The sequence below is a fragment of the Buttiauxella warmboldiae genome (genome assembly GCF_003818135.1).
Taxonomy (GTDB): Bacteria; Pseudomonadota; Gammaproteobacteria; order Enterobacterales; family Enterobacteriaceae; genus Buttiauxella; species Buttiauxella warmboldiae.
Genome location: NZ_RPOH01000035.1, coordinates 13,098 through 33,271, shown reverse-complemented (window position 1 = coordinate 33,271; position 20,174 = coordinate 13,098). Strand labels below are relative to the sequence as shown.

General features: G+C 55.0%; 21 protein-coding genes, 1 riboswitch and 1 other annotated feature. Of the genes, 11 read left to right on the top strand and 10 right to left on the bottom strand.

Annotated elements, in window-relative coordinates; translation table 11 throughout:
* Nucleotide 1: 1 nt before the first annotated feature.
* From hisH to hisL, 6 genes are all read right to left on the bottom strand, one after another.
* A complete protein-coding gene (gene hisH, locus EHN07_RS10020; RefSeq protein WP_124024007.1) occupies nucleotides 2-592 on the bottom strand; it encodes an imidazole glycerol phosphate synthase subunit HisH in 591 nt (196 codons plus the stop codon).
* Entirely contained in the window at nucleotides 592-1,659 is a 1,068-nt protein-coding gene (hisB, locus tag EHN07_RS10015) for a bifunctional histidinol-phosphatase/imidazoleglycerol-phosphate dehydratase HisB (RefSeq protein WP_124024006.1), read from the bottom strand. The genes hisH and hisB overlap by 1 nt, the downstream gene beginning before the upstream one ends.
* On the bottom strand, nucleotides 1,656-2,738 hold the full coding sequence (gene hisC, locus EHN07_RS10010) for a histidinol-phosphate transaminase (protein WP_124024005.1): 1,083 nt from the start codon (nucleotides 2,736-2,738) through the stop codon (nucleotides 1,656-1,658). Before hisC ends, hisB begins: the two co-directional genes overlap by 4 nt.
* Nucleotides 2,735-4,042, bottom strand: coding sequence for a histidinol dehydrogenase (gene hisD / locus EHN07_RS10005; protein ID WP_124024004.1), 1,308 nt, complete (start codon nucleotides 4,040-4,042; stop codon nucleotides 2,735-2,737). The genes hisC and hisD overlap by 4 nt, the downstream gene beginning before the upstream one ends.
* 3 nt (nucleotides 4,043-4,045) lie before the next feature.
* Nucleotides 4,046-4,945: an ATP phosphoribosyltransferase gene (hisG, locus tag EHN07_RS10000; protein WP_124024003.1), complete on the bottom strand. Its 900-nt coding sequence runs from the start codon at nucleotides 4,943-4,945 to the stop codon at nucleotides 4,046-4,048.
* 35 nt (nucleotides 4,946-4,980) lie between these two features.
* Nucleotides 4,981-5,103 (bottom strand) — a sequence feature (His leader region).
* Nucleotides 5,079-5,129 (bottom strand): his operon leader peptide, encoded by a 51-nt coding sequence (gene hisL, locus EHN07_RS09995; protein WP_208646986.1) that lies wholly within the window; start codon nucleotides 5,127-5,129, stop codon nucleotides 5,079-5,081. It overlaps the preceding feature by 25 nt.
* A gap of 197 nt (nucleotides 5,130-5,326) precedes the next feature.
* On the opposite strand from hisL, the gene EHN07_RS09990 reads away from it, so the two are divergent.
* The 5 genes from EHN07_RS09990 to EHN07_RS09970 all read left to right on the top strand — a co-directional run bounded on the left by EHN07_RS09990 (nucleotide 5,327) and on the right by EHN07_RS09970 (nucleotide 10,122).
* Nucleotides 5,327-6,154, top strand: coding sequence for an SDR family oxidoreductase (locus EHN07_RS09990; protein WP_124024002.1), 828 nt, complete (start codon nucleotides 5,327-5,329; stop codon nucleotides 6,152-6,154).
* A 38-nt stretch (nucleotides 6,155-6,192) separates the two neighbouring features.
* The gene (locus EHN07_RS09985; RefSeq protein ID WP_124024001.1) at nucleotides 6,193-7,119 is read left to right on the top strand and encodes a LysR substrate-binding domain-containing protein; all 927 of its coding nucleotides are present in this window, start codon (nucleotides 6,193-6,195) and stop codon (nucleotides 7,117-7,119) included.
* Between the two features lie 125 nt (nucleotides 7,120-7,244).
* Complete coding sequence (gene gabT, locus EHN07_RS09980) at nucleotides 7,245-8,543, top strand: 4-aminobutyrate--2-oxoglutarate transaminase (protein ID WP_124024000.1); 1,299 nt, start codon at nucleotides 7,245-7,247, stop codon at nucleotides 8,541-8,543.
* Nucleotides 8,544-8,696: 153 nt separating this feature from the next.
* Nucleotides 8,697-8,762, top strand: a complete 66-nt coding sequence (gene yoeI, locus EHN07_RS20855; RefSeq protein WP_124024029.1) for a membrane protein YoeI — start codon at nucleotides 8,697-8,699, stop codon at nucleotides 8,760-8,762.
* Nucleotides 8,752-10,122 (top strand): APC family permease, encoded by a 1,371-nt coding sequence (locus EHN07_RS09970; protein WP_124023999.1) that lies wholly within the window; start codon nucleotides 8,752-8,754, stop codon nucleotides 10,120-10,122. The genes yoeI and EHN07_RS09970 overlap by 11 nt, the downstream gene beginning before the upstream one ends.
* A gap of 96 nt (nucleotides 10,123-10,218) precedes the next feature.
* Here EHN07_RS09970 and EHN07_RS09965 read toward each other — a convergent pair whose 3' ends face one another.
* From EHN07_RS09965 to sbcB, 3 genes are all read right to left on the bottom strand, one after another.
* The gene (locus EHN07_RS09965; RefSeq protein WP_124023998.1) at nucleotides 10,219-10,710 is read right to left on the bottom strand and encodes a GNAT family N-acetyltransferase; all 492 of its coding nucleotides are present in this window, start codon (nucleotides 10,708-10,710) and stop codon (nucleotides 10,219-10,221) included.
* A complete protein-coding gene (locus tag EHN07_RS09960) occupies nucleotides 10,698-10,964 on the bottom strand; it encodes a type II toxin-antitoxin system TacA family antitoxin (protein WP_124023997.1) in 267 nt (88 codons plus the stop codon). Before EHN07_RS09960 ends, EHN07_RS09965 begins: the two co-directional genes overlap by 13 nt.
* Nucleotides 10,965-11,135: 171 nt before the next feature.
* Complete coding sequence (gene sbcB / locus EHN07_RS09955; RefSeq protein ID WP_124023996.1) at nucleotides 11,136-12,563, bottom strand: exodeoxyribonuclease I; 1,428 nt, start codon at nucleotides 12,561-12,563, stop codon at nucleotides 11,136-11,138.
* A gap of 264 nt (nucleotides 12,564-12,827) precedes the next feature.
* Between sbcB and dacD the strand changes: the two genes are divergently transcribed.
* From dacD to EHN07_RS09935, 4 genes are all read left to right on the top strand, one after another.
* Nucleotides 12,828-13,994 (top strand): serine-type D-Ala-D-Ala carboxypeptidase DacD, encoded by a 1,167-nt coding sequence (dacD, locus tag EHN07_RS09950; RefSeq protein ID WP_124023995.1) that lies wholly within the window; start codon nucleotides 12,828-12,830, stop codon nucleotides 13,992-13,994.
* A gap of 162 nt (nucleotides 13,995-14,156) precedes the next feature.
* A complete protein-coding gene (gene sbmC, locus EHN07_RS09945) occupies nucleotides 14,157-14,621 on the top strand; it encodes a DNA gyrase inhibitor SbmC (RefSeq protein ID WP_124023994.1) in 465 nt (154 codons plus the stop codon).
* Between the two features lie 220 nt (nucleotides 14,622-14,841).
* Nucleotides 14,842-15,900 carry an FUSC family protein gene (locus EHN07_RS09940; RefSeq protein ID WP_124023993.1) on the top strand — a complete coding sequence of 353 codons (1,059 nt, stop codon included), beginning with the start codon at nucleotides 14,842-14,844 and terminating at the stop codon, nucleotides 15,898-15,900.
* A gap of 207 nt (nucleotides 15,901-16,107) precedes the next feature.
* Nucleotides 16,108-16,428, top strand: coding sequence for a DUF496 family protein (locus tag EHN07_RS09935; RefSeq protein WP_124023992.1), 321 nt, complete (start codon nucleotides 16,108-16,110; stop codon nucleotides 16,426-16,428).
* A gap of 99 nt (nucleotides 16,429-16,527) precedes the next feature.
* Here EHN07_RS09935 and EHN07_RS09930 read toward each other — a convergent pair whose 3' ends face one another.
* The gene (locus tag EHN07_RS09930) at nucleotides 16,528-17,388 is read right to left on the bottom strand and encodes a GHMP family kinase ATP-binding protein (RefSeq protein WP_124023991.1); all 861 of its coding nucleotides are present in this window, start codon (nucleotides 17,386-17,388) and stop codon (nucleotides 16,528-16,530) included.
* Between the two features lie 161 nt (nucleotides 17,389-17,549).
* Nucleotides 17,550-17,722: riboswitch (cobalamin riboswitch) on the top strand.
* Between the two features lie 109 nt (nucleotides 17,723-17,831).
* Between EHN07_RS09930 and EHN07_RS09925 the strand changes: the two genes are divergently transcribed.
* On the top strand, nucleotides 17,832-19,214 hold the full coding sequence (locus EHN07_RS09925) for a cobyrinic acid a,c-diamide synthase CobB (protein ID WP_124023990.1): 1,383 nt from the start codon (nucleotides 17,832-17,834) through the stop codon (nucleotides 19,212-19,214).
* Nucleotides 19,211-20,170 (top strand): adenosylcobinamide-phosphate synthase CbiB, encoded by a 960-nt coding sequence (cbiB, locus tag EHN07_RS09920; protein ID WP_124023989.1) that lies wholly within the window; start codon nucleotides 19,211-19,213, stop codon nucleotides 20,168-20,170. Before EHN07_RS09925 ends, cbiB begins: the two co-directional genes overlap by 4 nt.
* Nucleotides 20,171-20,174: the final 4 nt, after the last annotated feature.

The following is a 20,174-nucleotide window of genomic DNA, read 5'->3' as shown; positions in this document are numbered from 1 at the left end:
CTTACATCTCCAGGAAGTTTTTCAGTAATTTTGCGCCTGCGGCACCCGAGCGCTCCGGATGGAACTGCACGCCGAAGAAATTATCTTTTTGTACAGCGGCGGTGAACGCTTCACCGTAACTGGCCTGCGCGATGGTATTCGCACAAACAGGCATCGCGTAGCTGTGCACAAAGTAAAAATAATCGCCGTCGTCAATGCCACGGAACAGGCGGTCGCCCGCTTTGGGGTAGACGCGGTTCCAGCCCATATGTGGCAAAGGCAAACCGTGGTCGGTCATTTTCAGCACCGGTTCGTCGATGATGCCGAGCATGTCGATGCCATTGCTTTCATCACTGCGAGAGGCCAAAAGCTGCATCCCGAGGCAGATGCCCAGCACCGGCTGGGTACAGGCTTTGATCAGTTCAATCAGTTCGCGCTCGCGGATCTGGTTCATCGCCGCCTGCGCGGTTCCCACTCCGGGTAAAAACAGCTTATCGGCGCGCAGCACCACGTCCGGGTCACGGCTTACCTGCGGCTCATAGCCGTGGCGTCCAATGGCCGCTTTTACCGAGTGCAGGTTGGCGCATCCCGTGTCCAGAATCACCACGTTCATTACAACACTCCTTTAGAGGAGGGCAGCGTGTCGCCTTCCACGCGGATCGCCTGGCGCAGCGTGCGGCCAAACACTTTAAACAGGCTTTCGACGCGGTGATGGTCGTTTTTGCCTTTGGTTTTCAGGTGCAGCGTCACGCCCATGGTGTAAGAGAGCGAACGGAAGAAGTGTTCAACCATTTCGGTGCTGAGATCGCCCACGCGCTGGAAGTTGTACTCGGCTTTGTATTCGAGGTGCGGGCGGCCAGAAATATCCAGCGCGCAGCGGGCCAGGCATTCGTCCATCGGCAGTGTGAAGCCAAAGCGTGTAATGCCGCGTTTGTCACCCAATGCGATTTTCAGCGCTTCGCCCAGCGCCAGGCCGGTGTCTTCCACGGTGTGGTGATCGTCAATATACAGATCGCCTTTCACGCTGATATCCATACGCAAGCCGCCGTGGGTGGCAATCTGGTCCAGCATGTGGTCGAAGAAACCCACGCCGGTGTTAATTTTGCTGCCGCCTTCGCGATCCAGCCAGACCTGCACGTCGATTTGCGTCTCTTTGGTGGCGCGTTCCACGTGGGCGTAACGGTCACGTTTGGTCAGCCGCTCGCTAATCATCGGCCAGTTCAGCGTTTCAGCGTGGTAACGCAGCCCCTGAATACCCATGTTCTCGGCCAGTTCAATGTCGGTTGCCCGGTCGCCAATCACGTAGCTGTTGGCTTTATCCAGCACGCCTTCTTCCAGGTAGCCTTTTACCATTGCCAGTTTGGGTTTGCGGCAGTCGCAGTTGTCGGCTGGCAGGTGCGGGCAAATCAGCACTTCAGCAAAGTTCACGCCCTGCGAGGTAAACACCTGCATCATCAGGTTATGGGGGCCGTCGAAGTCCGCCTGCGGGAAACTCTCCGTTCCCAGACCGTCCTGATTGGTGATCATCACCAGCTTGTATCCTGCTGTTTGTAATTGCAGCAGGGCGGGGATCGCCGCAGGCTCAAAGGCCAGTTTCTCCATACGGTCCACCTGAAAATCAGCAGGCGGCTCGGAAATTAAAGTGCCGTCACGGTCGATAAAAAGAATTTTCTGGCTCACACGCCCTCCGTGGCCGTCAGGCCGGGTTGTTCACGCAGCGCAGCAACGGTGCGCTCGCACTCGGAGCGGGTGCCGACGGTGATCCGCAGGCAGCCGCTTAACGATGGTTGTTTATTCTGGTCACGCAGGATAATGCCCCGATCCCACAAAGATTTAAATACCGCGCTTGAAGCGGTGATGCGTGCCAGAACATAGTTGGTTTCAGAATCAAAGACCTGCTCTACGCACTCCACTTCCTGCAATGCGCTGATTAAGTACTGGCGATTTGCCAGCACTTGCGCCACGCGATCGCGCATCGCATTTATCCCCTGCGGGCTTAATGCCTGGGCGGCGATATCGGCAACCGGCGTTGAAAGCGGGTAAGGGGCGATCACTTTCATCAGCAGGTTAATCACTTCTTCATTGGCCAGCGTAAAGCCACAGCGCAGGCCAGCCAGCGCAAAGGCTTTGGAAAGGGTACGCAGCACCACCAGATGCGGATATTCAGTTAACCAGCCAGCCAGCGTCGCCTGTGGGCAAAACTCGATATAGGCTTCATCGGCCACCACCAGCGCTTTGCCGCGCGCCATTTCCAGCAGCTCACGCAAATCCTGCGGGTTAATCAGTTGCCCGGTTGGGTTGTTCGGGCTGCAAACATAAATGACTTTGACGCCTTCCAGATTCTCCGCAATCCCTGCTAAATCAAGCTGCCAGTCGGCAAGCGTGGGCACCGTGCGGCACTCTACGTTGAAGGCTTCGCTACTCACGCTGTACATGCCGTAAGTCGGCGGGCAGTAGAGAACCGCATCTTTGCCCGGCTCGCAGAACGCGCGAATCAGCAGTTCAATACCTTCATCCGCGCCACGGCTGACCAGCACTTGCTCAGGTTTCACACCAGCGTATTCGGCGTAACGTTCAATCACCAGTTTGGGCTGGCATTCCGGGTAGCGGTTCAGCGTCTGTTGCGTGAGTTCAAACTCCACCGCGGTTGGGTATTCGTTGGCGTTCAGCCACACGTCGCCATTGCCGCCCAGGCGGCGAGCCGACTGGTAAGGGGTCAGGGCGCGAACGTTCTCACGGGCTAACTCTTCAATGCTCATTGCATCTCCTTCAGCGCAGCAACGCGCAGGGTCACGGCGTTTTTGTGGGCGTCCAGCAGCTCGGCGGCAGCCAGCGTTTCAATGGTTTTAGCCAGGCTGGCGAAGCCCTGCGGCGAGAGTTCCTGCACCGTCATGCGCTTCTGGAAATCTGCCAGGCCCAGGCTTGAACAAGTCGAGGTATAACCGTAAGTCGGCAGCACGTGGTTAGTTCCTGAGGCGTAGTCGCCTGCGGATTCCGGCGACCAGTCGCCGAGGAACACCGAACCGGCGCTGGTAATGCTGTCCACTAACTCACGGGCGTTGCGCGTCTGAATAATCAGGTGCTCCGGGCCGTACTGGTTAGAAATCTCAATACATTGTTGCAGATCGCGGGCCACAATCAGGCGGCTGCTTTCCAGCGCCTGGCGCGCGGTTTCAGCACGCGGCAGCGCGGCAAGCTGGCGTTCCACCGCTTCGGCCACTCGCTGCGCTATCTGTGCATCGGGAGTCAGCAAAATCACCTGCGAGTCCGGGCCGTGCTCAGCCTGCGAGAGCAGGTCGGATGCCACAAAATCAGGCGTTGCGCCGCTATCGGCAATCACTAAAACTTCCGACGGGCCTGCGGGCATGTCGATTGCCGCGCCATCAAGGCGCTGGCTGACCTGGCGTTTCGCTTCGGTGACAAAAGCGTTGCCCGGCCCAAAAATTTTATCCACTTTCGGAATGCTTTCAGTGCCGAGTGCTAATGCGGCAATCGCCTGCGCGCCGCCAACCTGAAACACTTCCTGCACCCCGCAAAGCTGCGCGGCATACAGAATTTCATCCGCAATCGGCGGTGGCGAACACAGCACCACTTTTTTACAGCCCGCAATACGCGCGGGCGTGGCAAGCATCAATACGGTTGAAAACAGCGGCGCTGAACCGCCCGGGATATAAAGGCCAACGGAGGCCACCGGGCGAGTCACCTGCTGGCAGCGCACGCCCGGCATGGTTTCGATATCCACCGGCGCGAGCTGTTGCGCGACGTGGAATGTCTCGATATTCGCCACGGCTACGGCCATCGCGTCTTTAATTTCTGAACCCAGGCGCGCTACCGCTGCGGAAATTTCCTGCTCGCTGACTTTCAGCCGTTGCACTTCGGTTTTGTCGAACTTTGCGCTGTACTCACGCAGAGCCGCATCACCGTTAGCTTTCACATTATTCAGGATCTCCGCCACCGTGCGGGTAATGCTTTCCGAGGCGGAAATTGCCGGGCGGGTCAGCAGCGCTTTTTGTGCCGCCGCATCGCATTCATTCCAGTTAATCAAGGTAGTGAAGTTTGCCATCGGTTACTCCATCATCTTCTCAATTGGCAGCACCAGAATGGAACTGGCGCCCAGCGCTTTCAGCTTTTCCATGGTTTCCCAGAACAGGGTTTCACTGCTTACCATATGCATCGCCACGCGCTGCTGGTCGCCTGCCAGCGGCAGAATAGTAGGGCGTTCAGCGCCCGGCAGCAGAGCAATAATTTCGTCCAGCCGCTCGCTTGGCGCATGCAGCATGATGTATTTCGACTCACGCGCCTGAATCACGCCCTGAATACGGGTCATCAGTTTGTCGATCAGCTGCTGCTTGGCTTCCGGCATTTCGCCGTCGCGCTGGATCAGGCACGCTTTGGAGCGGTAAATCACCTCAACTTCACGCAGGCCGTTGGCTTCGAGAGTTGCGCCAGTGGAAACCAGGTCACAGATTGCATCCGCCAGGCCCGCGCGGGGGGCAACTTCCACCGAACCGTTCAGCAAACAAGATTTGAACTGCACGCCTTTGCCATCAAGGTAGCGTTTTAACAGGTGCGGGTAAGAGGTCGCGATGCGTTTATTATTCAGGCTAGCCGGGCCGTCCCACTGCTCATCAACGGAGATCGCCAGCGAGAAGCGGCAGCCGCCGAAATCTAAACGGCGCAGCGTGTAATAACGCGGGTCTTCACCTTGTGCGCGGCGGGTGAGCAGCTCTTCTTCCAGCACGTTTTCGCCAATAATGCCGAGGTCAACAACACCGTCCATCACCAGCCCCGGGATATCGTCATCGCGCACGCGCAGAATATCGATGGGCATGTTTTCAGCTAATGCAATCAGGCGCTGAGTGTGCAAATTGATTTTTATGCCGCAGCGCGCCAGTAATTCGCGTGAGTCATCGCTCAGACGCCCGGATTTTTGAATAGCTATGCGTAAACGGTTGTTGTCTAACATTGGTGAATCCCCTTATTAATGCTTGTCTGACGTCCAAAAAAAAGCCCCCGGAAGAAATCTTCCGGGGGCTTATTGACTCGTTCATGCACCACTGGAAGATCTTTTCGTCTCCCAGCACACATCGCCTGAAAGACTAGTCAGGATGATGGTGATGATGGTGGTTAGCAGTTTGAACGCGTGTCATAAAATTCTCGTATGAATGACTATTCATGGTGTGCAGCTAAGCTAAACCAGATACGGCGTTGAGCGCAAGGGCTTTTTTCACCTGAGATTAATATTCTGTTTAGCGCCGTTGATTGTCAGTTGTCGTAACCTGGCGTAGCCTTAATGACGGGCTAAACAGCACAGCAGAGAGATAGGCTGCAATCCAGGAGAGAAGGCATGAAAAAGGTTGCGATTGTCGGGTTAGGGTGGCTGGGAATGCCGCTGGCGCTCTCTTTATCGGCGCGGGGCTGGCAGGTGACAGGGAGTAAAACGACCCTCGATGGTGTTGAAGCCGCACGAATGTGTGGTATTGACGGTTATCAGCTGCAACTGACGCCTGAGCTGGTTTGTGACAGCGACGATCTTGATGCCTTGCTCGATGCCGATGCGCTGGTCATCACGCTGCCCGCGCGCCGTACTGGTGAAGGTGATGATTTTTACCTGCAGGCGGTGCAGGAAATTGTCGACAGCGCTTTGGCCCACAGTATTCCACGCATTATTTTTACCAGTTCCACCTCGGTATACGGCGAAACAGAAGGCACGGTGAGAGAAACCTCGCCGCTTGAGCCTGTTACTGCCAGCGGCCGCGTGCTTAAAGAGCTGGAAACCTGGCTGCATGATTTACCGGGAACGTCGGTCGATATTCTGCGACTGGCAGGCCTGGTCGGGCCGGAACGCCACCCCGGGCGCTTTCTGGCCGGGAAAGTGGATGTGGCTAACGGCGCGCACGGCGTTAACCTGGTGCATCTCGAAGATGTTATTTCAGCTATTACGCTGTTGTTGCAGGCTCCAAAGGGCGGACACATCTATAATTTATGTGCGCCAGATCACCCGACGCGCGCCGAGTTCTACTCTTTAATGGCGCGCCAGATGAATCTCGAGGCGCCAGCGTTCCGAACACAAGCGCAAACGGGCCGCGGTAAGCTGGTGGATGGCAACCGTATCTGCAACGAACTTGGGTTTGAATACCGGTATCCAAACCCGCTGGTAATGCCCATGCAGTAACCGCAGCGGGGTGTTACTTGTCAGCGACGGGAACGAGTATGAAACCACTGCTGGACGTGCTGATAATTCTCGATACCCTCGATAAAGAAGGGAGCTTTGCTGCGGCGGCATCAAAGCTCTTTAAAACCCCCTCCGCGCTCAGTTACACCGTACAGAAACTCGAAAACGATCTCAATATTCAAATACTTGATCGTTCCGGTCACCGCGCGCGCTTTACGCGAACGGGCCAGCTGCTGCTGGAAAAAGGGCGCGAAGTGCTGCATACGGTGCGCGAGCTGGAACAGCAGGCGATCAAACTGCATCAGGGCTGGGAAAACGAACTGGTGATTGGCGTTGACGATTCGTTTCCGTTCTCTCTGCTGACGCCGCTGATTGAAGCTTTCTACAACAGCCACAGCGTGACGCGCCTGAAATTTATTAACGGCGTGCTGGGCGGCTCCTGGGAAGCGCTCACCGAAGGACGAGCCGATATTATCGTCGGTGCGATGAGCGACCCGCCCTCGCAAAGCGGCTTTGGCTTTACCCTGCTGGGGCAGCTGGAAAGCGTGTTTGTTGTCGCTCCGCATCACCCGCTGGCCGAAGTTCAGGAGCCGCTAACGCGCCGCGTTGTCAAACGCAGCCGCGCGGTGATCGTTGGCGATACTTCGCGTCTGGAACCTTCACGCTCGATGCATCTGCTTGAGGAGCAGGAGGCGATCACCGTGTTTGATTTCAAAACCAAACTTGAGCTGCAAATCAGCGGTATTGGCTGCGGCTACGTTCCGCGCTATATGGCGCAGCGCTTTATTGAAAGCGGGGTGCTGGTGGAAAAACAGGTCGTTTCCCATGTGCCCTTTGTGCCGGTGTGGATTGGCTGGAATGAGCAAACCGCCGGGCTTGCAAGCGAGTGGTGGCGCGAGCAAATCGTCAACAGTTCTGAGGTTGCTATGGTGTATGGCACGGCAAAAAATAATGCCAATGGGTGAGTGGCGCACCCCTGCCGTCACATCTATGGTTAACGGTGGATCGCTATTTCTTCTGAAAGTGTCTTCGCGTTTGAATTTTCTTCTCTGCGTGGTTGTGCAGAGGTTTTTGTGCGCAAGGAGTCGGTATGAAGCAAACGAATCAGCAGTGGCAGTCACGGCGTGAGCAGGCGGTTCCCCACGGAGTCGGCAATGCGCTGCCGGTGTATATCGAAAAAGCGAAAAACGCGGAAATCTGGGATGTTGAAGGTAAACGCTATATTGATTTTGCCTCTGGTATTGCGGTGCTCAATACCGGGCATAATCATCCGGCGGTGATTGACGCGGTACGTCAACAGCTTGAAAAGTTTACCCACCCCTGTTTCCAGGTCACCCCTTATGGCAACTATATCGAGCTTGCCGAACGCCTGAATAAGCTGGTGCCGATAAGCGAACCGTGCCAGACGCTGTTTCTTACTACCGGTGCCGAAGCGGTTGAAAATGCGATTAAAGTGGCGCGAATTGCCACCGGGCGTTCGGCGATTATTGCCTTTCGCGGCGCCTTTCATGGGCGAACTTTATTGGGCATGGCGTTAACCGGCAAAGTTCAGCCGTATAAAAAAGGTTACGGGCCTTTCCCGGCGGGGATCTACCACGCTCCCTATCCGGCGGCTTATCTTGGGGTGAGTGACACGCAGGCGCTGGCTTCGCTGGCGGGGATTTTTGCCGCCGATGTCTCGCCCGATGAAGTCGCCGCCATCATTATTGAACCGGTGCAGGGGGAAGGGGGCTTTTATGCGGCCTCGCCTTCCTTTATGAAGCAGCTGCGTGCGCTATGCGATAAGCACGGCATTGTGCTGATTGTCGATGAGATCCAGAGCGGCTTTTGCCGCACCGGCAAAACGTTTGCGATTGAGCACAGCGACGTGGAACCCGATCTGGTCACCATGGCGAAAAGTCTGGCGGGAGGTTTCCCCCTCTCTGCTCTGGTCGGCAAGAAATCCCTGTTTGATAAAGCGATGCCTGGCGGGCTTGGCGGCACCTATGCCGGTTCACCGGTGGCGATTGCCGCCGCCCTTGCGGTTACCGACATTATTGAGCAGGAAAATCTCAACCAACGCGCACGGGCCATTGGCGAGCAGATTACCCAACGTTTACAGGAGCTGGCAGAGCGATTTGACTGCATTGGCGACGTGCGTGGCTACGGCGCAATGATGGCGATGGAGCTGGTCGAAGATCGCGACAGCCACCGGCCAAATAAAGAGTTAACTCAGGCGCTTGTAAAGGAAGCCGGCAGGCAAGGGCTGGTATTATTGTCGTGCGGCGTACGGGCCAATGTCATCCGTTTTTTAGTGCCGTTAACCGCTGAAAAAGAAATTGTTAATCAAGGTCTCAATATCTTGTCATCGTGCCTCGAATTGGTGCAAAATACGCGCCTCACTAAATGAGATAAAAAAACCGACGTTAAACGCGTCGGTTATTTTTTTGCATTAAGTTCAGGTAGTCAAACAGGCATTAGCCAAAAAACCAAGAGGCCGGGCTTCGTACCGGATAGATATTAGCTTTTAAAAAACGACAGTCGTGTCGCCGAGGAAAACAAGATGGGGCAATTTTTTGCTTTTGCGCAGGTGCCATTCGCCGTTTGGGAGAATGACCATGTCGCTTAACGTCACCGCAGGTGCAAATTCAAATTCACGTGTTGAACTCCGTAAGAGCCTGACGCTCATTCCGGTTGTGATGATGGGCCTGGCTTATATGCAGCCGATGACCCTGTTCGATACATTTGGCATTGTATCTGGCCTTACCGACGGACATGTCGCGACGGCTTACGCGTTTGCCCTGGTGGCAATTTTGTTCACCGCGTTAAGTTACGGAAAGCTGGTACGCCGTTTCCCGTCAGCGGGTTCCGCCTATACCTACGCACAAAAATCTATCCACCCGGTGGTGGGCTTTATGGTGGGCTGGTCCTCACTGCTTGATTATCTGTTTATGCCGATGATCAACATCCTGCTGGCTAAAATCTATTTCGAAGCCCTGGTGCCGTCGATCCCGTCGTGGATTTTCGTGGTGCTGCTGGTGGGCTTTATGACCATCTCCAATCTGCGCGGCATTAAAACCGTGGCCAACTTCAACAGCCTTATTGTTGCGTTGCAGATGATCGTGATGGTGGTCATTACCGGCCTGGTGATTTACGGCGTGGCAAACGGCGAAGGCGCAGGGACATTGACCAGCACTCGTCCGTTCTGGTCGGAACATGCCAACGTGGTGCCGATGATTACCGGCGCAACCATTCTGTGCTTCTCATTCCTCGGATTTGACGGTATTAGCTCGCTGTCCGAAGAGACCAAAGATGCCGGCCGCGTGATCCCGAAAGCGATTTTCCTGACCGCCCTGATTGGCGGCGCGATCTTCGTGGTGGTGTCTTACTTCCTGCAGCTCTACTTCCCGGATATCTCGCGCTTTAAAGATCCGGACGCTTCGCAGCCTGAAATCATGCTGTTCGTGGCGGGCAAAGCCTTCCAGTTCGGTATTCTGATTTTCTCCTGCGTCACCGTTCTGGCTTCCGGTATGGCGGCACATGCGGGCGTTTCGCGCCTGATGTATGTGATGGGCCGTGACGGCGTGTTCCCGGAGCGTTTCTTCGGTTACATTCACCCGACATGGCGCACCCCGGCTCTGAACGTGGTGCTGGTGGGTATCATTGCGCTGTTTGCGGTGAAATTTGACCTGGTGACGGCAACGGCGCTGATTAACTTCGGCGCGCTGGTGGCCTTTACCTTCGTTAACCTGTCGGTAATTTCCCAGTTCTGGATCCGTGAAGGGCGTAATAAGTCGTTCAAAGATCACTTCAATTACTTAGTGCTACCAAGCTGTGGCGCGCTGACGGTTGGCGCATTGTGGATTAACCTGGAAGAAAGCTCGATGATTCTGGGGCTGATTTGGGCGGCTATCGGCCTGACGTATCTGGCTTTTGTCACTCGCCGCTTCCGTAACCCGGTGCCGCAGTTCAATGAAGATTTAGCGTAACGTTAAACAGGGGGCTGCTCTCACGAGCGGCCTTCTTTGATTAGCTCTGCCGTAGTCATGTCGTCTCAAATCTCGCATCAGGCTGTTTGCGCGAACCTAAATGATATCAGGCAAGCGGAGGAAAAGCGTTTTTTCCTGGGTGGCTGATGGTATAAATCCATGGTGCAGATAAAACTGTTTTGCCGCATTAGATAGGGCATGAACCACGATGGCCCGCACACCGATATTCTCAGCCACGCGACAGATGCGTAACACTGCATCCTGAAGTAAATCAGCGCCAAGCCCTTTCCCGTGGTAACCGGTATCGACAGCAAGTCTTGCCAGAATGATAACAGGGATAGGATCAGGCATATTTCGTCGAAGACCACCCGAGGCTATGGCATGAGCGACGCTACCAGTAGCAAGAGAATAAAAACCGACTACCTGCGAAGAGTTTTCCCTGCATACCACGAACGTTCTTGCTGCACCGGTGGATTGATTTTTTAATCCCCGGTTTTTAATCCATTCATCCAGAGCAGCCTCTCCACAGTGAAACTCTGACAGGATATGTGTTGTATCCAGCGGTGCCGGAGCCGTTACTTTTCCCACTGCGGTTTTCTCGCCATCAGCGTATCAAGTGCCGGATTCGCGGTGACCGGGGCATCCAGCATATCGATAAACTCGGCGTATTGTTCGTCATTGAGATTAAACATCCGGCGATCCAGAATCACGTTTTCAGCAGCCTGGCAGGCTACCTCGAGGATAAAATCAGTGCGTGATTTATGGAGAATCTCTGCTGCGGCATCGATAAGCGTCCGCTGAGCTTCTTTAGCCCGAATGTTGAGCTGAACATCAGACTTCATGATGTGCTCCTTGTATAGCAAATGGTATACATAGCTTACATCCAATGCATAGAAAACGCTATACGTTCGCAGGTGAAAACTTTGTGGGGAGGGAAGATATGAATCGCGTTATTTACCCTCATTCTCAAGCCAGAGAGCGAACACTTCTGTTGCACAGAAGTGCCCTGAGCATTACCCCACCAAAAACTGTGCATACTCAAACAGCGCTTTAAGTAACGCCGTTTTTTCTTTATCGCTTTCATGCAGGTTGTACAGCGCTTCCAGTTCCTGCGCGTAGGCCTGCAGTGCTTCCTGAGACAAAACATCCCGGCGATGCTGCAACCAGCGCTGCTGCTCTGCTTCATCCAGCGTGCCGGGGAAGTTACGGGCGCGATAGTTAAACAGCAGTTTTTCAATGCGTTTGTCGGCGAAGGTAATATCCAGCGCCGGCAGGTTTTGCGGATCGGTTTGCAGCACGATACGCATTGCCGCGCGGTCTGCATCGCTAAAGAAGCCGTTATACAGCTGGGCATCAACGTTATCAGACGGCACAAAAGGCTCGGCTTCGGCAAAAATCGCCACCGCTTTCTCGCGCACCGCCGGGTGCTCACGCAGCAGTTTTAAATTATCAAGGCAGCGCTTACGGTCAATTCCCAGCCGCTGTGCATCTTCCGGGCGCAGCGTGTTCGCTACCGCCAGCACCGGGCATTTATTCAAATGGACCAGCTTAATGGGCACGGCCGCGGCATCGCCCAGCGCCGCTTTTGGCGTGTATAAACGCTCGCGTAATGCGCTGGCATCCAGTTCCAGCAGCGGGGAAACGTCGCCCGCCAAATCCACCATAATCACCGCATTGCGGTTATCCGGATGCCAGGCCAGCGGCGCAATCCAACTGGTGTTGCCACGCCACGCGCCAAACATCCCCGAAACATGCACCAGCGGTTTCATCTGCGGGATATCAATCAGGGTGGTGAGCTTGTGTTTGGAGCGGTGGCTATAGAGGTAATCAAACAGGCGTGGCTGGCGGGTTTTCACCAGTTGCGCCATGGCGATAGTGGCGTACACATCAGACATCGCGTCGTGGGCGTTAGCGTGCTCAATGCCGTTGGCTTGGGTCAGATGCTCAAGGCGGAAACTCGGTAGCCCGTCTTCATTCTCCGGCCAGACAATCCCCTCCGGGCGCAGCGCATAGCAGGCGCGCATCACGTCGAGCAGATCCCAGCGCGAATTATCGTGCTGCCAGCTCCAGCCATAGGGATCGTAAAAGTTACGATAGAAAATATTGCGCGTCACTTCATCGTCGAAGCGCACGTTGTTGTAGCCCACCACGCAGGTTTTTGGCTGCGTGAAAATGCTATGAATGCGTTTCGCAAAATCAGCTTCATTCACCCCGTGCGCCAGCGCGTGCTGCGGGGTGATGCCGGTAATCATGACCGCTTCTGGCTGCGGCAGATAGTCATCCGCCGGTTTGCAGTAAAAGACTTCCGGCTCACCGATTACATTAAACTGGTCATCGGTACGAATGGCCGCAAACTGCGCCGGTCGGTCAAGGGAGGGGCTTTTACCGAACGTTTCATAGTCATGAAAGAGAAAAGTGGGGTGCTGTGTTGAATTTTCCACGGTTTACTCCCGCCCTTGGGTGTTGATTAATCTGCTGTTATTAAAGCGAAATCCCACTAAAACGCTCTCCGTGTTCTTTTGTTGTCTGGCTCATGTTGCATTAGTGCATGGTAAACCATTCGCCCGCCGCCTGCACCACTGTGAAATTCTTCCGCCAGGGCAGATAACCCTTTCTATTCATAACTTTTTGCAATTTAAGCGCGAAAAAAATCGTAAACTCCAGTAAAAGAGGCGGCTGAATTTATCGTTACTGAGGGTATATCGTTGAAGATCCGTCTGTTTGCTGTCTGTTCGCTGCTGTCTTTATCTGCTCACTACGCTTTTGCCGCTGATTCCTTTATTAATGCTCCGCCTCCGCCAGCAATCCAGGCTGCCTCATGGGTATTAATGGATTACACCACCGGGCAAATTCTGACGGCGCAAAATGAGCATCTGCGACGCAACCCGGCGAGTCTGACCAAACTGATGACCGGCTATGTTGTCGATCGCGCTATTGATAGCGGGCGCATCACCGCAGACGATATGGTCACCGTGGGTAAAGATGCGTGGGCGCAGGGCAACCCGGTGTTTGAAGGCTCTTCGCTGATGTTTTTAAAAGCGGGCGAGCGCCTGACGGTTCATGATCTGAGCCGCGGCCTGATTATCGACTCCGGTAACGATGCCTGCGTGGCGCTGGCCGATTACGTGGCAGGCGGCCAGCCGCAGTTCGTGGCGTTGATGAACAAATACGTACAGCAGCTGCGCCTGCGCGATACCCATTTTGAAACGGTTCACGGCCTTGATGCGCCGGGGCAGCACAGTTCGGCCTACGATCTGGCGGTACTTTCCCGCGCCATTATTCATGGCGAGCCTGGTTTCTATCATATGTATAGCGAGCGCAGCCTGACCTGGAATGGTATTACGCAGCAGAACCGTAATGGTCTGCTATGGGACAAAGAGCTGAATGTTGACGGGCTTAAAACCGGCCACACCGCCAGCGCAGGTTTTAACCTTATCGCCTCAAGCGTTGATGGTGAACGCCGCTTAATTGCGGTAGTGATGGGAGCCGATAGCCCGAAAGGCCGCGAAGAGCAGGCGCGTAAATTATTGCACTGGGGCCAGGATAATTTCGCTACCGTACAGGTGCTGCATAAAGGCAAAAAAATTGGCAGCGAAACTATCTGGTACGGTGATAAAAAGAACGTTGAAGTTGGCACCATGCAGGATGTCTACCTGGCGCTGCCAAAATTGGAAATACCCAATATTAAAGCCAAATATGTGCTTGATAACCCTGAGATGGAAGCGCCAGTCGCCGCCAATCAGCATGTGGGTGAAATTGAGTTGTTCGATCGTGACAAGCTGATTGCCCACTGGCCGCTGGTGACCTTAAGCGCCGTTAACAAGGGCAGTAGATGGTCACGTTTTAGCGATTACCTGAGCCACAAACTGTAATCTGGCGGCCCTTTTTGGTGCCTGTACTAAGCTCTACTGGCACAAGAGTGGTGAAAAGCGAACCTTGCTCGCAAAGTCATCACGTCACCCTGATGTAGCCTTGTTTCCCGGCAATCCAGAGTTGTATAAATATACAGCTTTTTAACCGAATCAGGAGGTCATATGGAATTTAACGTACGGCAGGTACCCGAGCGTAGAGTCGCTGGCTTTCATATGGTGGGGCCGTGGGAAAAAACGGTTCATCAGGGCTTTGAGCAGCTATCCCTTTGGGTGAAAACACATAACATTGTTGGCGAAGAGTGGCTGGCCGTTTATTACGATAACCCGGATGTGGTGCCTGCGGAAAAGCTGCGCTGCGATACCGTTGTCTCGGTTGCGGAAAACTTCACGGTGCCGGATAACAGCGAAGGCGTTATCACCACCAGAATAGAAGCCGGGCAGTATGCGGTGGCGCGCGCCCGTGTCGATGACGGTGATTTTGCCAGACCGTGGAACCTCTTTTTTAATAGCCTGCTGGCTGACAGCCGCTATCAGATGGCCCCGAAACCCTGTTTTGAACACTATCTGAATGACGGTTCAGAAAGCGGAGTCTGGGAAATTGATATGTATATACCCGTCATCCTATAAGTTGCAGGGGTGTTGGCTGCACTCACTTACCCGAGTCACTGACTTGAGTAAACTCATCGGGATAAGTTCCCTGGCCGCCTACCTGCAACTCAAATGCTAACGGGTCAATTCCGGTAGCAGATCAAGTCTGATGCTAAAGGGGGCGCAGGCCCCCTAACTTTGTGATGCCCACATAAAAAAAACAGGTACAATCCCATTTTTGTTTTCAGGAGAGTCGGGTGTGCGCCCTGACAAATCACTAAGCCCGTTTGAGCTGCGCGTTTATCGCAACTACCGCACCGTACATGGCGTGCGTATCGCGCTGGCGTTTGTTCTCACTTTTCTTATCGTCCATCTGCTGAAAGTGCCGGAAGGGACCTGGCCATTAATCACCTTAGTGGTGGTAATGGGGCCTATCTCCTTCTGGGGGAACGTGGTGCCGCGCGCTTTTGAGCGCATTGGCGGTACCATTTGCGGCGCGGCCATGGGGCTGATTGCCCTGCGTCTCGAGCTGCTTTCACTGCCGCTGATGCTGCTGTGGTGCGCTTTCGCCATGTTTATTTGCGGCTATCTGGCGCTGGGTAAACGCCCGTATCAGGCCCTGCTGATTGGCATTACCCTTGCGGTGGTGGTCGGTGCGCCGGCGGGCGATATGGAAATTGCGCTGTGGCGCAGCGGTGATGTTATCTTCGGCTCATTGCTGGCAATGCTGTTTACCAGCATTTACCCGCAGCGCGCGTTTATCCACTGGCGGATTCAAATGGCGAATTTTGTCACCGCCTTTGGCCGGGTCTATCACGCCGGTTTTTCACCCAACCTGGTGGAGCGCCCCCGGCTGGAAAAACATCTGCATCAGGTGTTGAGCGACGTGGTGAAAATGCGCGCTTTGATTGGGCCGGCCAGTAAAGAAACCCCTATTCAGAAACCTATTTTTGAAGCGATACAGACGGTGAGCCGCAACCTGGTGTGCACGCTTGAGCTGCAAATTAACGCCTGGTGGGCATCCCGCGAGAGCCATTTCCTGATGATTAACGCGCACACCCTGCGTGACGCTCAGCAGATGACACAACACACGCTGGCCGCCATCGCGCTGGCGTTACACGACGGTAATCCATCGCCGATTTCTGCGAATAACGAAAAGCTGACGGAAATTGTTAGCGAGTTACGCCTGCTAATGCAGGAAGGTGAAAACGGGAAGTTTCAGGAAACCCCGATCCATGGTTACGTGTGGTTGAGCCTGGAGCTTGCCCGTCAACTGGAATTGCTTTCACAGTTGATCTGCCGCGCGTTACGCAAATAATTTCCGGCTGGGGAGAGCATCACTGGTTTCGATTCAGCACCAATTGAGGTTAAGATAGCGAAACAGCCCCATCGCCTGTACTGTTTGAGCTATAGCGCCGGGAACGGGCGGGGATAAAAGAATTGTCAGCGGCCGCCGCTACCATTAAGGTAATCTTATGGCGGCCGTCTTAACGCATCCGAGTATGAAATTAGCAGGGGTATAAAAATGGAACCAACTAAACCTTCTTTCCAGGACGTGCTTGAGTTTGTGCGTCTGTTCCGTCGTAAAAACAAGCTGCAGCGTGAAATTGTAGACGTGCAGAAAAAGATCCGTGATAACTCAAAGCGTGTTCTGCTGCTTGATAACCTGAGCGACTACATTAAGCCGGGTATGAGCATTGAAGCTATTCAGGGCATTATCGCCAGCATGAAAACCGACTATGAAGACCGCGTTGATGACTACATCATCAAGAATGCGGAACTGTCTAAAGAGCGTCGTGAAATTTCCAAAAAGCTGAAAATGATGGGCGAAATTAAAGCTGAATAATTTCGGCTGCTGCCGCCGCCGCCAGGCAGGCCAAACCGCATTTTTCCGTCTTTATCAGCAATCTTAACCGCCATCACGGCGGTTTTTTTGTCGTCTAATTCAGCGCACGCCTCCTGCAACCCTCTTCACCAGATGCTGCTGCGGGTAAGGGATATCAATAGCCGAGCGCTTTAACCGCCACAAAACTTTCTCAACATCATGCTGGCGACTATCCAGCATTAACCCCACCACGCTGCCGCTGTGCGCCACATTCAGCCCATATAAATCAAACTCTTCAACCAGTTCAAGCAGCTGGGAAAACATCGGTTTTACTAACAGCTGCTGGTTGGCTATCGCGCTTAGCGTTGCGGCTTCCCCCAGCAAAAGGGGATCCTGCTGTTGGCAGGCGCGTTGTAATTTCAGCCAGGCGCAATCCATCATTTCTGCCTGACGCCTTAACGCAGGTTCGCGCCAAAGCCGACGATAATCCTCCGTCAGCAGCGTGGCATGGCTTTCCAGCAGTAGGATCTCAAAAGCGGGTAACGGCTGGCAGCCGATCTGCACCCGGGCATTGAGATGGTCAAACAGAGTGGGTCTGTGGAAAATCGTGCTGTCGGTCGGCTCAATCTGCACGCATATTGCGGCGAGTGTTGATTCATCCAGCGTTTCACCTAAATAGTGCGCTGTGGCAACCGCGGTGGCGGCAATATCTGCTGTACTACTTGCCAGACCTTTACCCACCGGAAGCGTGGATTCGAGCGCGATACTCAGGCTATGGGCAAGCGCAAGCGGGTGGCCAAAATAAGTGACGACCCGCTCGAGGATTTGCCGCATACGCGGACGCTCGCCGCGTGATGTCACACCTTCATGAACCTCAACGGTGCTGAACCAGTCAATCGGGCAGGAGACCAGCTTTTCACCGCCGCCAATCCAGCCCTGAATCAATTCGCCGCAAGAGGCCGGGCAGCTTGCTTCAGCCATGGTGGTGGCCGCTTTTTATCTGGCTGGCATTCATTTTTTCTTCTTCATCAGCGGGCAAAAAAAATCAGCAAAAATTGTTATAGCGCAACACTCAAGATCTATTAGCTTTTACACTGTGTCAGCTTTTATATTCACGCGCATGATAGTTTGAGTGTCATGCGCGATACAACTGACTCGTTTATGCCATGTGTAAAACATGGCTGGGAAGGAGGTGTAATTCCTCCGCAGCCCCCGCTGCTGTGATGCCGACGAACCCGCGTAACCACTGATCTGACGATTGGGAAGGGCGGGCGAGAGTGACGCTAAGCCAGAAGACCGACCTGTCAGCCCGTTCTTAACAACTCCTTCGGTGGGAAGCCAGTTGTCATCAGATGCGTACAGCCTCCGGCTGTGCTTGCGCAATTGCTGACAGCCTTTTTTGCCGAAAAAGTCATAAGGCAACTATGGTCAGGGCGGCAAAACACGCATTCGTTATTGCAGGAACCAGCAGCGGCTGTGGTAAAACCACCGTCACCCTCGGGCTGCTGCGCGCGCTAATGCTGCGTGGGCTGCGGGTTCAACCTTTCAAAATCGGCCCCGACTATCTCGACAGCGGCTGGCATAGCGCGGTGAGCGGCATCGCCTCGCGCAATCTCGACGCATTTATGCTGCCCACGCCCACCCTCAATGGCCTGTTCGCTAAACAGATGCAGCATGCAGACGTGGCGGTTATCGAAGGCGTGATGGGGCTGTATGACGGTTACGGCACCGACCCCAGCTATTGCAGCAGCGCCGCGATGGCAAAACAGCTCGGCTGCCCGGTCATTTTGCTGGTGGATGGCAAAGCCGTTTCCACCTCGATTGCCGCCACGGTGATGGGCTTCCAGCGCTTTGACCCGACGCTCAATATTGCCGGGGTTATCGTCAACCGCGTCAACAGCGACAGCCATTATCAGCTGCTTGCCGATGCGATTACCCGTTATTGCGGCCTCCCCGTGCTGGGCCGCCTGCCGGTGATGGCCGATGTGGCTTTGCCATCACGCCATCTCGGGCTGGTTCCCGCGCGGGAAAACAGCCCGCAGGATGAACGCTGGCAGCAGCTGGCGCAGCAGCTTGAACAAACTGTCGATATCGATAGGCTACTGGCGCTTTCTCACCTGCAAGCTTTACCGCCCGGCGATGCGCCCGCAATCCCCGATGCCGCATTAGCTGACGGGTTAACGCTGGCCCTTGCCGAAGATGAAGCCTTCAACTTCTACTACCCGGATAACCTCGAGATGCTCGAGCAGGCCGGGGTGAAAATTCAGCGTTTCAGCCCGCTGCATGACAATAAACTCCCCGACTGCCAGCTGATCTGGCTTGGCGGCGGCTACCCGGAAGTCCACGGCGCAAAACTTGCTGCCAATAGCAACATGCGTGGATCCATTCGTGCCGCTCATGAGCGGCGCATTCCGCTGTATGCCGAATGTGGTGGGCTGATGTACCTGGGCGACTCCCTGACCGATAGCCACGGTGCAACCCATGCCATGTGCGGGGTGCTGCCCGGCCACAGCCAGATGGGTAAACGGCTGATGCGTTTTGGCTACTGTGAAGCCACGGCGCTACACGACACGCTGCTTGCCAGAAAAGGCGAAACTTTGCGCGGCCACGAGTTTCACTACTCCGATTTCAGCGGCACCCTGCCTGCCGCGCTCGAGTGTTGCAAATGGCGTGACGGCATTGCCGTTTCGCGCTGGCAGGGCGGCATTCAGCATCACGCCACCTTCGCCAGCTACCTGCATGTTCATTTCGCACAGCGCCCCGGCTTGCTCAACCGCTGGCTCACTCAGGCGAGGGATCATCTATGACATTGCTTGCCTGGGCCGTGGCCTGGCTACTGGATTACTGGCTGGGCGACCCGCAGAGCTGGCCGCATCCGGTACGCTGGATTGGCAACCTTATTAACTTTGTGCAGCGCCAGGTGCGTAGGGTTTGCCACAGCGATCGCGCATTAAAAATCGGCGGCGGCGTGCTGTGGCTGGTGGTGGTGGGAATGGCCTGGGGCGCGAGCTGGGGAGTCCTGCATCTCGCCACTCTGGTGCATCCATGGCTTGGCTGGCTGGTGGAAGTGTGGATGATTTACACCGTGCTGGCAGCCCGCAGCCTGAGTGACACCGCCCTTGAGGTTTACCGCGCCCTGCAGAACGGCACACTCGATGAAAGCCGCGAAAAACTGTCGTGGATTGTCGGGCGTGATACCTCGCAATTAGAGCGCCCGCAAATCACCCGTGCGGTGGTCGAAACCGTGGCGGAAAACAGCGTGGATGGCGTGATTGCTCCGCTGTTTTTCCTGGCGCTCGGCGGCGCTCCGCTGGCCATGGCCTACAAGGCTATCAACACCCTCGATTCGATGGTCGGTTACAAAACCGAAAAATACCGTGCCATCGGTTACGTCAGCGCCCGTCTTGATGACGCAGCTAACTTTATTCCCGCCCGCCTGAGCTGGCTGCTGCTCGCTCTTGCGGCTTTTTGCCTGCGAGCCAATCCACGCCAGGCGCTGTGCATCGGCTGGCGCGACCGTCACCAGCACAGCAGCCCAAACTGTGCCTGGCCCGAAGCCACGGTTGCGGGCGCGCTGGGGATCCGCCTCGGCGGGCCGAACACCTATTTTGGCGAACGGGTAGAGAAACCCTGGATGGGGGATGAGCAGCGCGGCATCGCCCTCGAAGACATTACCCGCACCATTCAACTGATGATGCTGGCTTCGCTGTTTGCACTGCTGCTGTTTGCCGCCCTGCGCTGGCTGATGTCCGGCATAGTTTAAGGAC

Bases quoted from the DNA above. Each gene is read 5' to 3' on its own strand.
- hisH (WP_124024007.1), bottom strand. From the start codon at position 592: ATGAACGTGGTGATTCTGGACACGGGATGCGCCAACCTGCACTCGGTA.
- hisC (WP_124024005.1), bottom strand. From the start codon at position 2,738: ATGAGCATTGAAGAGTTAGCCCGTGAGAACGTTCGCGCCCTGACCCCT.
- hisD (WP_124024004.1), bottom strand. From the start codon at position 4,042: ATGGCAAACTTCACTACCTTGATTAACTGGAATGAATGCGATGCGGCG.
- hisG (WP_124024003.1), bottom strand. From the start codon at position 4,945: ATGTTAGACAACAACCGTTTACGCATAGCTATTCAAAAATCCGGGCGT.
- EHN07_RS09990 (WP_124024002.1), top strand. From the start codon at position 5,327: ATGAAAAAGGTTGCGATTGTCGGGTTAGGGTGGCTGGGAATGCCGCTG.
- EHN07_RS09985 (WP_124024001.1), top strand. From the start codon at position 6,193: ATGAAACCACTGCTGGACGTGCTGATAATTCTCGATACCCTCGATAAA.
- gabT (WP_124024000.1), top strand. From the start codon at position 7,245: ATGAAGCAAACGAATCAGCAGTGGCAGTCACGGCGTGAGCAGGCGGTT.
- EHN07_RS09970 (WP_124023999.1), top strand. From the start codon at position 8,752: ATGTCGCTTAACGTCACCGCAGGTGCAAATTCAAATTCACGTGTTGAA.
- EHN07_RS09960 (WP_124023997.1), bottom strand. From the start codon at position 10,964: ATGAAGTCTGATGTTCAGCTCAACATTCGGGCTAAAGAAGCTCAGCGG.
- sbmC (WP_124023994.1), top strand. From the start codon at position 14,157: ATGGAATTTAACGTACGGCAGGTACCCGAGCGTAGAGTCGCTGGCTTT.
- EHN07_RS09935 (WP_124023992.1), top strand. From the start codon at position 16,108: ATGGAACCAACTAAACCTTCTTTCCAGGACGTGCTTGAGTTTGTGCGT.
- EHN07_RS09930 (WP_124023991.1), bottom strand. From the start codon at position 17,388: ATGGCTGAAGCAAGCTGCCCGGCCTCTTGCGGCGAATTGATTCAGGGC.
- EHN07_RS09925 (WP_124023990.1), top strand. From the start codon at position 17,832: ATGGTCAGGGCGGCAAAACACGCATTCGTTATTGCAGGAACCAGCAGC.
- cbiB (WP_124023989.1), top strand. From the start codon at position 19,211: ATGACATTGCTTGCCTGGGCCGTGGCCTGGCTACTGGATTACTGGCTG.